General features: G+C 56.9%; 13 protein-coding genes and 1 pseudogene. 7 read left to right on the top strand and 7 right to left on the bottom strand.

Annotation, left to right across the window (positions count from 1 at the left end; genetic code table 11):
* Positions 1 to 29 precede the first annotated feature (29 nt).
* From IVA75_RS30795 to IVA75_RS30780, 4 genes are all read right to left on the bottom strand, one after another.
* Positions 30 to 365, bottom strand: a complete 336-nt coding sequence (locus tag IVA75_RS30795; protein WP_247288161.1) for a DUF3768 domain-containing protein — start codon at positions 363 to 365, stop codon at positions 30 to 32.
* A 115-nt stretch (positions 366 to 480) separates the two neighbouring features.
* Complete coding sequence (locus IVA75_RS30790; protein WP_247288162.1) at positions 481 to 1,053, bottom strand: hypothetical protein; 573 nt, start codon at positions 1,051 to 1,053, stop codon at positions 481 to 483.
* 244 nt (positions 1,054 to 1,297) lie between these two features.
* Positions 1,298 to 2,227 (bottom strand): hypothetical protein, encoded by a 930-nt coding sequence (locus tag IVA75_RS30785; RefSeq protein WP_247288163.1) that lies wholly within the window; start codon positions 2,225 to 2,227, stop codon positions 1,298 to 1,300.
* Between the two features lie 128 nt (positions 2,228 to 2,355).
* Positions 2,356 to 2,931, bottom strand: coding sequence for a site-specific integrase (locus IVA75_RS30780; protein ID WP_247288164.1), 576 nt, complete (start codon positions 2,929 to 2,931; stop codon positions 2,356 to 2,358).
* A gap of 424 nt (positions 2,932 to 3,355) precedes the next feature.
* Here IVA75_RS30780 and IVA75_RS30775 point away from each other — a divergent pair, with 424 nt between their 5' ends.
* The 4 genes and pseudogenes from IVA75_RS30775 to IVA75_RS30760 form a co-directional block, all read left to right on the top strand.
* A complete protein-coding gene (locus IVA75_RS30775) occupies positions 3,356 to 3,757 on the top strand; it encodes a hypothetical protein (protein WP_247288165.1) in 402 nt (133 codons plus the stop codon).
* Positions 3,758 to 4,021: 264 nt separating this feature from the next.
* Positions 4,022 to 4,843: a hypothetical protein gene (locus IVA75_RS30770; protein WP_247288166.1), complete on the top strand. Its 822-nt coding sequence runs from the start codon at positions 4,022 to 4,024 to the stop codon at positions 4,841 to 4,843.
* 61 nt (positions 4,844 to 4,904) lie between these two features.
* Positions 4,905 to 5,153 (top strand): hypothetical protein, encoded by a 249-nt coding sequence (locus tag IVA75_RS30765; protein ID WP_247288168.1) that lies wholly within the window; start codon positions 4,905 to 4,907, stop codon positions 5,151 to 5,153.
* Between the two features lie 112 nt (positions 5,154 to 5,265).
* A pseudogene (locus IVA75_RS30760) lies at positions 5,266 to 5,394 on the top strand (WGR domain-containing protein); the annotation flags it as partial.
* Between the two features lie 114 nt (positions 5,395 to 5,508).
* On the opposite strand, the gene IVA75_RS30755 reads toward IVA75_RS30760, so the two are convergent.
* Genes IVA75_RS30755 through IVA75_RS30745 form a run of 3 tightly spaced genes read right to left on the bottom strand, consistent with a single transcriptional unit; the run spans position 5,509 to position 7,832 of the window.
* The gene (locus tag IVA75_RS30755; RefSeq protein WP_247288171.1) at positions 5,509 to 6,156 is read right to left on the bottom strand and encodes a hypothetical protein; all 648 of its coding nucleotides are present in this window, start codon (positions 6,154 to 6,156) and stop codon (positions 5,509 to 5,511) included.
* Positions 6,157 to 6,216: 60 nt separating this feature from the next.
* The gene (locus IVA75_RS30750; RefSeq protein WP_247288173.1) at positions 6,217 to 6,627 is read right to left on the bottom strand and encodes a DUF6527 family protein; all 411 of its coding nucleotides are present in this window, start codon (positions 6,625 to 6,627) and stop codon (positions 6,217 to 6,219) included.
* Positions 6,624 to 7,832 (bottom strand): ThiF family adenylyltransferase, encoded by a 1,209-nt coding sequence (locus tag IVA75_RS30745; RefSeq protein WP_247288175.1) that lies wholly within the window; start codon positions 7,830 to 7,832, stop codon positions 6,624 to 6,626. Before IVA75_RS30745 ends, IVA75_RS30750 begins: the two co-directional genes overlap by 4 nt.
* 318 nt (positions 7,833 to 8,150) lie before the next feature.
* On the opposite strand from IVA75_RS30745, the gene IVA75_RS30740 reads away from it, so the two are divergent.
* The 3 genes from IVA75_RS30740 (at position 8,151) to IVA75_RS30730 (ending at position 13,185) form a co-directional block, all read left to right on the top strand.
* Positions 8,151 to 9,560, top strand: coding sequence for a DUF2130 domain-containing protein (locus IVA75_RS30740; protein WP_247288176.1), 1,410 nt, complete (start codon positions 8,151 to 8,153; stop codon positions 9,558 to 9,560).
* 1,417 nt (positions 9,561 to 10,977) lie between these two features.
* Complete coding sequence (locus IVA75_RS30735) at positions 10,978 to 12,408, top strand: chromosomal replication initiator DnaA (RefSeq protein ID WP_247288177.1); 1,431 nt, start codon at positions 10,978 to 10,980, stop codon at positions 12,406 to 12,408.
* A gap of 276 nt (positions 12,409 to 12,684) precedes the next feature.
* Positions 12,685 to 13,185 (top strand): hypothetical protein, encoded by a 501-nt coding sequence (locus IVA75_RS30730; protein ID WP_247288178.1) that lies wholly within the window; start codon positions 12,685 to 12,687, stop codon positions 13,183 to 13,185.
* Positions 13,186 to 13,579 lie beyond the last annotated feature (394 nt).

Below are 13,579 nucleotides of genomic sequence, written 5' to 3'. Positions count from 1 at the left end.
ATATAGATGTTTAGTCGATTCCGAGGGCGCTAATATTCGTCCGCCCTCATAATCGTGATGATCCGCTCGGTGACGGCGGGGTCTGCTGGATTGGGCGAATGAAAGTTGAGGGATTTGTCGTAGTAGTCAATTTTGAACATGACGGCAGTCCCTTCGAAATTAAAGACGCCGGCGTCGTGTTCTTCGTGGGGATCGTTGGCGTGGCAAAAGTCGTCGAAAATTGCGATGGTTTTGACCAAGCGCTCGACGGCCTCGGGGCCTAGTTCTGCGATGCCAGCTGTGATGACGGCCCCGCCGCCGAGAAGGTGCTGCCGAAGCTCGTCATTGAGCGTGCGGATGCGATCCGCGTCCGTGTGCATGGACATGGTTGTTCTCCAAAGTGTGTTGTTTGATGTGCCTGGCTCGCGTCCGCTCAGCATCAGGCATGGTCAGGTTGCAAAAGCCCGGGCCACGGCCCGGGCTTGGGAGCTAGCCGCGAGGTTACTCTGGACCGGGATTTACGAGCCCCACCTGAGCGATGTGCCGGACGTAGGTGCCTTTGTCCGGGTAATCGCGAAGCCGAAGCGTCAAGACCTGGTCCTCGCGCTTGGTCACAAGGCACGGCCACCAGCCAAATCCGGGGTCATCGTCCTCAACGAGCACCATTTGGCCGACATCGATGCTCTCCCACGTTCGTGGCAGGCCAGCAGCAACAACGTCGCCCGTCGCCTTGGCCCTTTCGGGAGATGGCGCTGGCGCGGGTTGCTGAACGTGGCTTTTGTCGCCAGGCACCTCTAGCGCTGCTTTGAGCTTGCCCAGGAGATCCCGTCGGATCGGTGGCACAAATGCCTTGCCGCTCGCGTACAGCCTTCCCACGGGCAGCTTCATCGCGATCTCGGTGACTGCTGGCGAGGCCGCGTGCACGGAGGCCAACATCATTTGGCTCGCGGCGCTTACGACTTTCTCGTTGAACTCCGGAAACCGGGCGCCTCGTGGCTTTCCATCCTCATCAAGTCCGAAGACAAAGAGCTTGTCTGTAGCGTTGGCCGTCTTCTTGTCTGGCTGCTTTCCCATGTTTCTCCTCCTCATAAGCAGACGGGGCCCAATAGGGCCCCGTGTTCTGCGGTTCTAGCGATGTCATGGCTTGGCCATGGTGGCGGGCCCGGCGCCCGCCGGGGCAAATCAATCACAGATGTCTCTCCACTATAAATTGCAAAGTCGTTATAGACCTTGTAGAGCGAGTATAGGCTAGCCGTGGTGCTGTCTCAAGCGAAATCTGTGCCAAAACGCGTTCTAACTAATTGTTTTTACGCCGATTTTAGCCATTTTTCAGCGGTATTCGGCCGCACCTTTGGTGCAGGTGGCAGTAGCCGATTTGGCAGGCTTGCCGGTCGTCAATTCGGTTACCATTACACAGGTTGAGGCCGTCCAGAGAGCACAGCCTCCAAATGGCATTTTGCACGTACCTGGCGAACCTCTTCGGGAATACAGGGTTCAACGTGCGCGTATCGATACGGCCGGCCACGGTCCTGATGATCTCGGCACAGCCACCCGGGCCGTAACAAGCGGCGCCATAAGCGTGAGAGCTACCGCAGTCTTGTAAAATGCCCGTGCGATGCAGAAAATTATGAACCAGCGTGTCCACCGCGATCATCGCGGTACCGGTTTTAAGCCAGAGCGGCCGGTGCTCGCGTACGCCGATCAGCAGCGTCGAAAGCGTCATCATCAATATCTTGTCGGAGACGCCGTAGACGTTTCGGAGGGGGCCGATCAATGCCTCCTGACGTGCCGCTTCCAACTCGGCGATTGTAGCGCCTTTCGCGCCGTCGAGTTGGCCGTCGATCCAGCCCACCAGATCGCCGTTGGCGAGGTCGCGGACGAACAAGAAGAGCGAGTACGCGGTTTGGTTCAATCGGCCATTGCGAAGGCGCGGCCGGGGAAGGGCGCACGCATCGATGTGATCGGGCTCCGCGCAGGTAAAGCTGGTCTTGTCGTATCGGCAGCCTTCGAAATGCCAGTAGCTGCGCAGCTTGGGGCAAGAGGGCGCATTCTTCTGGCTCGCTGCCATTGCTGACCAGGATGCGGTGCCATGCTTGTGGATGTAGTCGCGCGCGACGCGGTCGGAGATGCCTTGGAAGCTAAACGTCGTGACGAGCCAATCAAAAATCGGCGGCGTGTCAGCGAGGGCGACAGCTCGAATTAGGCCGGCGTCCCGAGCCTCGTCGTCGATCTCGTCAAGGAACGACATCGAACCAGCGACCGCACAGACCGTCCGGATCAAGCTCTCGGCGCGGCTCAGCGGATCGGAGGTTCTTGCCGCGACCGATTTCCTGCTGGTCGGGTTCTTTGCCGAGCGTTGACCCGGAACGCTGGTTACTAGATGAGGGATACCAGCCTCCGTTGAGCGTCACTATCGCCGTCGATGTAGCGTTGCGTTGTCTGAATGGATCGATGGCCGGCCAGCAGTTGAACGTCGCGCAGCGAGCCGCCTGCCTTGTGAACCGAGCGCGCCGCTCGCGTGATAAAAGTCCGACGCCCCGAGTGCGACGAGCATCCCTTGAACCCGAGCTCTTCGTAAGCGCGGTTGAACCAGACAACGATGCTCATTGGCGTCATTGCGCCGCCGCGCTCGGATCGAATAAGTGGGCCATCCCCCTCACACTGCCGACGCGCCTCGACGAGGATCTCTCGGAGCTCAGGATGAATCGGAATTGAGCGGCCGCCGCGTTTCTTGGCGATCTCGTCGCGAACCTCAAGCGTACTACCAACCTCGCCGCTTGGGTCGAGCAGCATGGCCCACCTCAACTTGGCGATCTCGGCAGCGCGAAGACCTGCCTTGACCGAGAGCAAGACGATGAGACGGTTGCGAAGTGGGTGGCGAGAGTGCGCGGCGAAAAACAAGAGATCGTCGATATGATCAGTTGAGAGTGTCTTGGCTTGCTTGCCGGCCATCGTGCTTAAACCAGTTACAGCAAGATTCTAGACGATCAGGCTCTGCGTGCAAGGGAAAATCGCGCATGTCTCTGAGTGGTAAGGTTTCAATATTTCCTTATCAGTCCGCATCTGCTGTGCGTTCGGCCTGCCTAAGATTTGTCATGTGCAATGTGTGCAGCACGGTGTGCACAGACTGCACGCCGCTACGTAGTCGCGCATGGCGAATGCAAATTGCAGTTCAGTCACGTTCAGAAAGACGGGAGATTTTCTGCCGCAAAGGCGGAAATTGAACTTGTAAAGGATGGGCCGTGACCGTTGCCTCGGGCAGAGCGACGCTCTGAACTAGTGGTTCGCGATAGTGTCGTTCTCCAATCTTGTAAATCAGGAAGGACGCAGCGGACGGCTGCGTCGCGATGAAAAACAAGCGTAAGGAGCGTGCACGATGAAGAAGAGACTAGTGAAAGTAGACCTCGACGAAGGTAGTTCTCGCATATGGAATGGAGAGTCATTCGCCGGGACCACGGTTCTGTACGGTGCTAAGGATGACGACGCGTTCGGAATGCAGTGCGATTATGAGCTGTCGACGTTGACGGAGGTAAGTCCGGAGGAAGTTCGGGCCTTCCGTGAGAGCCGCAGGCGTGGCGGTGGTAAAGTAAAGAAGCTACCAAATAATCGGATTCGAGATGAATTGGTCGTCATTTTCGGCCCGGACATGAGCGCCAAAAGTGCAGTCACGACGTTGAAGCACCTCGTCAAGAAAATAGAAGAGGAGGGCCTTCTGATAGGAAGAGACCAGGCAGACGAATATGTCGTTGAATCTGTCGGTGGTGCGCTCTCCTCATAGATTGGCAATCTAACAAGCTGCGCTCGATGTTCGGTCGAGCGCAGCGGACTGATAAGGAAATCAGAATTTTCTTATCAGTCCATTTTCGGCGCCTCCCCACGGCTTCATTTCGCAATCTGTAAATAGAATCGTGCGGCGAGAACGCCGGTGCGTTCGATGCGCGTTCTATGAAAATGAAGAACTGAGACGAAGCCCCGGAATCGATCTTGTAAATGACGTCGTGATCGCAATCGGCGGTTCACTCAATGTAACGGGAGAGAAGTCGTGAAAGATGTATTCGTTCAGCTGCAAACTTTCGAGGTCGTCAAAGCTCTCGAGAAAGACTTGTCCAGAAAAATTGGATTGGGGTTTCCTTCAAATAAGATGCAACATCGGTTGGTGGTAATACTCCTTGCTCTAAAAGATCTCGATTTTGTCAGTTCGTCTGATCGCGGTCGCGAAAGATGGTTTTTCTTTGATCTGAGAGAAAATCTGTCCGACCATGTGATCCGGTTCAACCTTAGCGAACCGGAGGTGGTACGTTCGATCGAGCTATCTAAGCGGATCGCTCCGGCCTTGAAAGAGTTGTGGTCGACCTTGGTGAAAAGCACCAGTTTGGAAGCGGGGGAGCGTCAAAGCAAAAATTTCGAACTGGATCCATTTGTTTCCCAGTTGGCGCTTGGGATCGATAAAGAAGTCGTAGGAGAGCGACCTCAGTTTGAGGTCCTTGACCTTGCCGAGAGAATGGCTCGGATTTGCCTGGAACTGCAAGCAAAGGGCGTTGTGATCAAGGAAGGTACCAGAGACGCCACGCTTTGGCTTACAGCGCCGAAGATCGATCAAAGGATCGGCGGGGCTAAGGTTTCGCGGAATGCGCGGTTCGCGCTATCAAGCGGCGGAAATGCTGCGTTGCTTGGTCAATTCCACCTAGCCATCAGAGTTCATCTTAAACGGCGATTGACTTCGATACTCGAAACCGTGGAGGCATTCTTTCAACTCCACAACACGGGCATGATGACAATTGCAGCAATCGATTCGGCTGGTCATTACTACTGGGACGTTACGGATGAAGGGCGCCGTGTCTTTGGCGAAGGGGCACTAGAATAAGTCAGAGCACACGTTGGCCGAATTATAGATAGCCGAAGTTTCGTGTCGAAGTGCCGGTCGTTTGACTGATAAGGTTTCCGCAGAAACCTTATCAGTCTCGGACTGGGTATATTTTGAGAGAAAGCTTATCAGTTGCACTTGTGGCAACGTCTATCATGCCAAAGCGAAAATTCGTGCTGCGACTGATATCCGGGAGCCTCAGCGTGAAGGTATCGCCGTTGCCAAGCGCAAAGGCGTCTACAAGGGACGCCGCCGCTCCTTAAATGAGGAGCAGGTCGCCCAGATTATCGCAGACGTGCGGGGGGCGTGAAGAAGGCGGGTTTGGCGCGGAAGCTCGGGGTCAGCCGGGAGACCATTCATCGCTATCTTCGGGCTGCCAATGCTTTCCCGCTGGTTCAACAAAAAGAAAAGGAGGAAATGGCATGACCGCAATCGTGCTTACTCGGATCGACAATCGCCGCAATATGGCACGGTTCTACAAGCTGGACCTTCAGCCGACCCTGTTTGACGAATGGTCTATCGTAAGAGAGTGGGGAAGAATCGGCCGGGCCGCCGACGCGAGGTAAAGACGATGTAGCCATGGCGCTTAACTGGGTGCGGAAGCTCAAAAAAGGCTGTCGCTAAATCGCACAATCGTATTTGCGATTTTGCGGCGATGCCATTGGTCAGTCTGGCGCGGGACCCTTCGGCCAAACCCAGTCGTGGCCGGTCTTCGCCTTCAGTTTAGCCAGCAGCTTCTCCATCCTATCAACGGTCATTAAGTCAAGAAATTTGGCTAATTCCTGCCACTCTGGGGCGCCTCCAATCTGAAATTCGAGAGTGAGATTGAAGCCGACAATAAAGCGATCACCTTCAAAACCGATCTCCATCGCGTTCGACACAGAGCGATGACCATCGTTATGAGCAAACCTCTTGTTTCTCATATCGATGATTTGATCATGGGCCTGCCGGAGTTTCTCCGGAAGGATGTCGCGGGCGAACCCGCTGCCGATTCCGCCCTGATGCAGGCGCACATACGTCACGACGAATGCCGTCGTGAGCATGTCGAGCTCCAGAAAGGCCTTCATATCAGCGGCGAATTTATACTTCGACAGACGTGCTGCCGCGTACTTCAGCGCCACCAAAGAGGTGAACGAGTTCGATATCCTGATCAGCTGCGACAATTCCTTGTCGACGGATTCCAGAACGGCGCGACCGTTGTCGGCCATGGCCTGGAAGTGATTTCGCCACTCCTCGGGAAGGAACTGAATCGCTTCTTCTGGTAAGGAATAATATTCGTGCTCTTCCTCGCGTTCAGTTGTTTTGCTTTCCACGGCTCATTCCTTTGCTCAAACACACGAGCGGTGCACCGACACTCATTGGGCCTCCTGTCCCTACTTGCCGAACAGCTTGCGCAGGGTCCGCACTAGCCACTGCCAGAGCTGGTTGAGGATACCGGGCGGCTGCTTCGAAGCGTAGTAGGCCTCGCGGCGCTGCTGTTCAGCGCGGCGGCCCGACAGCACCTGGGCCTCGGTCCAGGCGCCGGCCCAATCTATACGCCCTTGGTTGATGACGTAGTGGGACCGGCAGGGCAGCTGCCAGTTGCCGATCGACGGCCAGAGAGACGGCAGGCCGTTGTGTTCAGTAAAGGACCACTCCGCGGGCCTGAGAGGGGTGATGACCTTGTTGCCGCAGCCGCAGGCGCAGAGATGCCCGGCGACGGCATATTTCTCCGACACGTAGAGGACGCCGGGGGAGAGCTGCTTCGGCATGTACTGCACGCGCTCAAGCCTAATCTTGTTCACGGCCCCTCCTGCCCGAACAGCTTAAGCCCGGCGGTGTCAAAGAGCATGTGGATTGACGCCTGCTTGTTCAGGTAAAAGCCGCGCAGCTGCTTATAGCGCATTACGGCGAGGCAGGCGTTCATGGCGTTCAACTCGGAGATCTGGACCTGGGCTCGGTAGACGTCGTCGGGATGGTCCGCCAGTTCGGCGAGCTGCATATCGCGCACGGCCGCGGCCTTGTCGGCCGGGAAGTACGTGGCGCGCAACGCGCCGGCGAGCGGTCCCTCCTTGCGGTTCAGGCCCATGCCGACGTCGATGAATGGAATGCCCAGTTTGATCAGCAGGTCGAAGATCTCGGCGCGCGCCGAGCCCTTGTCGACGCAGACGAAGGCGAAGGTCACGCCTTCCAGGTCGGCGGCCGATGACCCGTCAATGTATTTCCGCTCAAGCTTGAGATTATGACGAAAGTTATCATAACGCCGGGCATAAACCGCCGCCTTGGCCTGACCGAGGTCCTGCTCGTCGAGATGGCCGGGCGAGCGGTAGGCGTTGTGGACGAAGTAGAAGTCACCGTCGAAGCCGCGGATCTCCTTGACCGGCGTCTTCACCATGAAGTCGAGGATGTAGCAGCCGGTGCCGCCGAGGCCGATGATCGCGATGACCTCGCTCTTGAGCAGGGCCGCAAGATCGCCAATCTCGGCGCGGCTGGTCAGCGTGTCGCGGAACTTGAACACCGAGTCGCCAACGACGTCGTGGTCGACGCGGAAGGTGTAGGGGTTGAACCCGTGCAGGCTCATCGCCGGCCCGCCGATCAGGTTCAGGTAGTGCTCGATCTTGGCGAAGAAGTCGGGAAAGCCGCCGGACGAGGGCTTGTTCGAGAAGCTGCGCTCGACGATGACGTCCGGCTTCGCCAGCGTCAGTGACGCGGCGCCGCCGCCGAGGTTCGGCACCGGCTTGCCGTCGAGCCCGTGCGGAACGGACCCGGCGAAGAAGACCTGGTGGTCCTGCTGCTGGACGCGGACCTTGTCCACGAACACGAGTTTGGCGACGATGGCTCCTACCTGGAGCGCCTTGTTGGCGTCCAGGTAGGGGATGTCGCGAACGACCAGGTACTCGCTGTCGTACCTCAGGGCGAAGCCCTTATCGAGGAGACGGCGGATACAGGGGATGTCGATCCCGAGCTGATCTGGAGCATTACGCAGGATAATCTGCCAGCTCTGCTGCAAGCGCTACGCCAGCTCGCAATGAGCCTTCGTGGAGGCGCGCCAACCCCAGCTTAAAACTTGTCGACCAATCGTATTTGCGGTTCAAGGCGACCAACGCCGTCGCTGGTCGGATCGTCGAACGCCTGATAACGCCGGGGACGTGGCCGGCGCCTTGGAAAGTGGGGGATTGCCCCAGCCAAATGCGCAAAACCGCTGCTTCCGGCTTGACCCTCCAAACGGGCTTGTTCTAATTTTGTTCTCGTGGCGGGTGGAGGCCGATTCCACCAGCCCCGTAGCCATTTTGATGACAACAGCGGCCCCACCGATCGGACAGCAACTATGCACGAGATCATCTGTCCACACTGTGACAAGGCCTTCAAGGTCGATGAGACCGGCTACGCCGAGATCCTGAAGCAGGTCCGTGACGCCGATTTCGCAGAACAACTCCACGAACGGCTGGAATTGGCTGAGCGTGACAAGCAGAGCGCTGTTGAATTGGCCAAGGCCCAGGTCAGTAACGATCTTCAAAAGGCCGCGGCGGCCAAGGACGCCGAAATCTTGGAGTTGAAGTCCAAGCTTGAGGGGAGTGAGGTCGTCCAGAAGCTTGCTGTCAGCGAAGCGCTCAGCGCCGTGGAGAAGGAGCGTGACCGGCTCGCAAACGCGCTGGCCGAGTCTGAGCGCGAAAAACAAGCGGCCTCGGAGCTTGCTGAAGCGCTCCTTGCCACTGAGCAGCACAAAATCACTGCTGCTAAGGAAAAAGAAATCCAAGAGCTGAAGGCCAAGCTCCACGCCATTGAGCTTGAGAAGAAGCTCGCCGTGGCCGAAGCGGTCGGCGCCATCGAGAAGGAGCGCGATGAGCTGAAGAACGGCATCAAACAGGTGCAGCTTGAAAAGCAGCTTTGCCAGCAGTCGCTCAAGGACAAGTACGAAACCCAGATCAAGGATCGCGACGACGCGATCGAGCGCCTGAAGGACATGAAGGCCCGCCTGTCGACCAAGATGGTTGGCGAGACTCTGGAGCAGCACTGCGAGACCGAGTTTAACCGGGTGCGCTCGATGGCCTTCCCGCGGGCGTATTTCGAGAAGGACAACGACGCGCGGACCGGCAGCAAGGGCGACTACATCTTTCGAGACTCGGACGAGGCCGGCACCGAGATGATCTCGATCATGTTCGAGATGAAGAACGAGAGCGATAAAACCGCGACTAAAAGCAAAAACGAGGATTTCCTCAAGGAACTCGACCGGGATCGCACCGAAAAGGGCTGCGAGTACGCCATCCTGGTCTCATTGCTTGAACCCGACAATGAACTCTACAACGCGGGCATCGTCGACGTCTTCCACCGCTATCCGAAGATGTACGTCATCCGGCCGCAGTTCTTCCTGCCGATGATTACGCTTTTGCGGAACGCCTCTCTCAACTCATTAAAGTACAGGACGGAGCTGGCGCTCGTTAAAGCGCAGAATATCGACATCACGCAGTTCGAAAGCCAGCTTGAGACTTTCAAGAACGGTTTTGCCAAGAATTATGACCTCGCCTCCAGAAATTTCCAGACGGCAATCGCCGAGATCGACAAGTCCATCGATCATTTGCAGAAGACCAAGGATGCTTTGATGGGTACGGATCGCAACCTGCGCCTGGCCAACGACAAGGCGCAGGACGTGACGATCAAGAAGTTGACTCGATCTAATCCCACGATGGCGACGAAATTTGCAGAGCTTAAAAGCTCCGTCGCTGAAGCCGCAGAGTGAGGCAGCCGAAGGACAGGCAGAAATGGCCTTTTAGCGGTTGTGTCGGCTTTGTCGCCTTGAAGCAGACTGCCGAGTTGAGGAGCGATTTTCAGGTTATTTTCCTTCAACGTCAGCCTCATTGGATGACACGGAAGCCGGAGAATCGAAAAAAGAGTTCTCAGAAAGGTCGAATCGGCCTCGGACATTTTCCCTTACCTTCACGCATGCATTCCAGGACCTCTGGCGGGTTGGGTGCAAGAGAGCAACAACACATGGAATCATCGTCTGGGAGGGGCGCGCTAAAAACCGGCGGCACTAGCGACTATATACGTTCTGCAAATCCGACGGCCGCCGCGTGATCCTTCGCCCGTGCGGACCCGTTGCGATGCCTACGGTAATCTTCAATCGGGATGCGCAATCATCTCCGGATGCGAGTTAGGGGCGATCAGTGAGGCGATGTCTTCGAGCGGACGCCGGCTGAAGTCCTTTGCGAGTTCCCCTAAGATCTTGTCTGTCGCCCTCGAACGGTACCGTCAAGGTGAGTTGCAGGGCGGGCACCGAGATAGCGCGCCCATAGTCAATCACCTGCTGCATGATTTCACGAGGTTCGCTAAGTATCTCCTGGTCTCGGCGCAGTTTGGGAATCTCTACCCGGTAATGCGCCTCAATGATATCGGCAAGGTCGTCTGCCGGCTTCTGCAGATGTCCTCAGGTCCATGCCGGCGATGGCGTTGCTGGCGTCGCGACCCCTCTGATGCATGTGTCGCTCAGGCGATGGTCTGAAAACAGATAGTCCGACATAAACGTCCTTCCAATCAAACGCTCTGGAGGAAAGGCACAAGGTAGATCGGTCGGTTTGCCGGTCAATCCTTAGGTGGTTCCAGGCGTTGTTTCCCACCAGAGCATGTGGCCTCGAGATTTTCTGTTTTACGAACAATGGCTTGGTGTTGATTTCGCAAAAAAAAGAAATTCGGCTTGCGCCGACTGCGGACGGGCACGGAATGGATTTTAGTTAATCGGCCTCACTTAACACCGTGCGGGCCAATGCAGAATCAGCTCCGGGATTCGCCTCCCGGGGAAGGAGATCGGCTGTGTCTGACAAAGACGTGCGGAACGAAAACCTGGTTGAGGTCCTGAAACGGAGCAGCGCCATCCGTAAGGACTGGGGACTGTTATTCGGGAGCTTTATCATGCAACGGTCCCTGAATGCGGCAGCTGGTCGTAGACCCTTTCTGTGGAGCTGGCTGGTTGCTGCTGGGGTCGGAGCGGTTACAGCCTGGCTGCAAGGAAAGGGTTGGCTCTCAGTGCTACCGTGGGGGCGATGATGCAGAGACGCCCGAACTTTAGTGTAAGAACGCGCCGGGTTTGATCCGCGGCCATTGTCAACTATCGGTTGATCTCCTAGCATCCGCGCCTTTCCGTTAGTGCGATTAACTGCATGGCAAAGCTCGTAAATCCAAAGGTTTTCAGTCAGCAATTTGGAATCCCATCCGCCGCACTGGATGCTGAAGGTCTACTGGACCCGGTGCTCAATGCTGACACCAAGCTCTTCGTGGACCCGTTGCTCCTGAAGAAGAGCATCCATCCAGTGATGGCCAGCTTCGGTGTGCAGGCATTCGAGAAGCGAATGTCGGATATCATCGAGCTGTTGGCGGAGTCGAAAGGGCCGGTTGACGCGCCTTGGACGGCTGCCATGAAGTGGCTGGCGCTGCATGAGCGCAGCGAGACCTGCCTGGGGTACGGAGGAGCGGGGACTTCAGGACGGGACCGCCCGGACAGCCTGAAAGAGAAGATCCTCACGACGGCCAAGCAGATCGTGGACGTGGGGGTGCGAAACCCCGAGCTGATTATTCTGATGGGCATGTTCGAGAGCGGAGTCGGCCCGGACAGCATCAGCGACCTGACGACCAACTCCATCTTGCGGGTGTTGGAGCAGATAACGAAGGATTTTTGCAACCGTCATGCCATTCCGCTCACAAAGTTCTTTCTTGAGTTCGAGGAGTACGAGCTGCCGGCCAACCAGACCCGGCCCGGGAGCGGTATCTTCCTGGTGCCCAAGGATATCCTCAGGGAATTGCCAGTTGCCACTGACTGGGCCGATATCGATCGCGTGGTCAGCTTCAACTCGCAGCTGCGCCACATGGTCAACCAGATGATTGGCAACATCACCAAGGCGACCGTCACGCAGAAGAAGTCCGCCCTCAAGCACATCGCGCTCAGCAACCCGCACAACTTCCAAATGTTGATCCGTGACCTGCTAGCGAATGATCCAGCAGGCTATGACTTCGAGAAGGACAAGAAGGGCTTCGAGGCGCTTCGTCAGGCGCTGCTCACGGCTGCTCAGCAATACCCGCTGACCATAGCCCCGCCTTCGTCGCCCACGCTGCCTGAGCTTATGCGCGTGGTCGGAGAGATAACGGGCCAGTTCAAGCAGCTCATCGAGAACAACAACCTTTCACATCTTCTGTGGGACGGGAGCAAGCCTCGGTCCGAGAAGTCGGCGCAGCTGGTTTATTTCGGCGTTGCTGATTCTTACTGCAAGGCGAACAACCTGGATATCTCGCCTGAGGTGCATTCCGGAGGTGGTCCCGTCGATTTCAAATTCTCGACCGGATACGCCTTCCGTGTTCTGGTCGAAATCAAGCTCTCCACTGGAACCGTCGTCCACGGCTATGAGACGCAGCTTGAGATCTACAAGGCGGCCTCTCAAACGGACGAGGGCTTGTTTCTGATCATCAACGTCGGCGGCATGGGCAGTAAGTTGTCTCGCGTGCAAATGATTCAGCAAGATCGGATTAAGGCTGGCAAGAAGGCAAGCCCCATTGTAGTCGTGGACGCGACCAGGAAGGCGTCCGCAAGCAAGCGGTAAGGGGCGTTAGTCTATGGCGCTCCCATCATTGTCGATGTGGGAGTTGGAGCTGAAGAAGCTCGACGCACCCGGGTTGACCTGTCCTTGATGGAATGCACCGGTCAGGGCGCCCACGACAATTACGGCGCCTGCAATGAATGCTACCATTTCTCTATCTTCTCGTTGGTTTATGTCCGATCTTTCGACGTGCGCGCATGATGACGCAATTGTGGATTGCTGTGAAGCCGGTCGAAGTAACTGAAGTAAACCAGAACTGCTTGTCATGATGAGGCGAATATGGATGAGTTTGGTGATTTCCCGGAATCGGATGAGGAGTGGAATGAGGAGATGTTTAGAGCCATCGGCTCATTCATCTACTCGTTCTCTCAGCTGGAGATAACCATCCGCCTCAGGCTGTCCGATGCGCTGCAACTTCGCGAAGGGCTCTTTGAAGTTGTCGTCGGCCCTTATGACTTCGCTACTCTTTGCAACGTGACCCGCGAGGTGTTGGCGCGGACGAGGTCGGACCTGGACGCTGGTGTCATCAAGACATTGTTCAATCGCTGCCTGGCTTTGAACCAGAAAGCGCGCATCGTCGTCGCTCATGGGACCTGGTATCCGGAGGGTGGAGGGGCCAGTCATCTCAGCAAGAACACGTTCCAGAGCACGAATCACTTCAAGGACTTATCTGAGCTTCACAAGTTCGTCGCTGAGGCGAAGCACCTGATGTTGCACGTCATCGCCTCGACGGGCTGGAAGCATAAGCTCCCGGAAGGGATGCCGGTTCGGCCGCTGTAGGTGTTGCCAACAGAATCGCAGCTGTGTGCGCATAATGGGGCGTGGCCAGCCAACTGTCGTGCAGGTAGTTTGGCGGGAACAGCCTGGCATTGCTTCGGCTGGCGCGTGGCCTGCAATGCGCAGGTGATCAAGGACATGGCGTGCAGACTGATCGCGGATCGTCCCATCTCAAATCGCCGGTCGACAGGGTCTCACTAGCTCCTCAGAAACGACCTGCTCGGCCCAAGTATCCAAGGACGCGTCCGCCTTGCGCATAGGCGACGATTTGCCGAGCGCGAACCGTTGCTCGAACGAAAAGTGCACGTATATGGTGCGGTTTCTGGTGCGGCGATGGCGCCGCACGCTACGAGAACGAGGTAAGCTATTGATCACGTTGGTGGGCCCGGCAGGACTC

The sequence above is a fragment of the Bradyrhizobium sp. 134 genome (assembly GCF_023074155.1).
In the GTDB taxonomy this organism is placed as follows: domain Bacteria; phylum Pseudomonadota; class Alphaproteobacteria; order Rhizobiales; family Xanthobacteraceae; genus Bradyrhizobium.
This window is presented reverse-complemented; position numbering and strand designations above follow the sequence as displayed.

What these genes read in the sequence shown, in the direction of transcription:
- IVA75_RS30795 (WP_247288161.1), bottom strand. Translation starts at nt 365, where the DNA reads ATGTCCATGCACACGGACGCGGATCGCATCCGCACGCTCAATGACGAG.
- IVA75_RS30790 (WP_247288162.1), bottom strand. Translation starts at nt 1,053, where the DNA reads ATGGGAAAGCAGCCAGACAAGAAGACGGCCAACGCTACAGACAAGCTC.
- IVA75_RS30785 (WP_247288163.1), bottom strand. Translation starts at nt 2,227, where the DNA reads ATGTCGTTCCTTGACGAGATCGACGACGAGGCTCGGGACGCCGGCCTA.
- IVA75_RS30780 (WP_247288164.1), bottom strand. Translation starts at nt 2,931, where the DNA reads ATGGCCGGCAAGCAAGCCAAGACACTCTCAACTGATCATATCGACGAT.
- IVA75_RS30775 (WP_247288165.1), top strand. Translation starts at nt 3,356, where the DNA reads ATGAAGAAGAGACTAGTGAAAGTAGACCTCGACGAAGGTAGTTCTCGC.
- IVA75_RS30740 (WP_247288176.1), top strand. Translation starts at nt 8,151, where the DNA reads ATGCACGAGATCATCTGTCCACACTGTGACAAGGCCTTCAAGGTCGAT.
- IVA75_RS30735 (WP_247288177.1), top strand. Translation starts at nt 10,978, where the DNA reads ATGGCAAAGCTCGTAAATCCAAAGGTTTTCAGTCAGCAATTTGGAATC.
- IVA75_RS30730 (WP_247288178.1), top strand. Translation starts at nt 12,685, where the DNA reads ATGGATGAGTTTGGTGATTTCCCGGAATCGGATGAGGAGTGGAATGAG.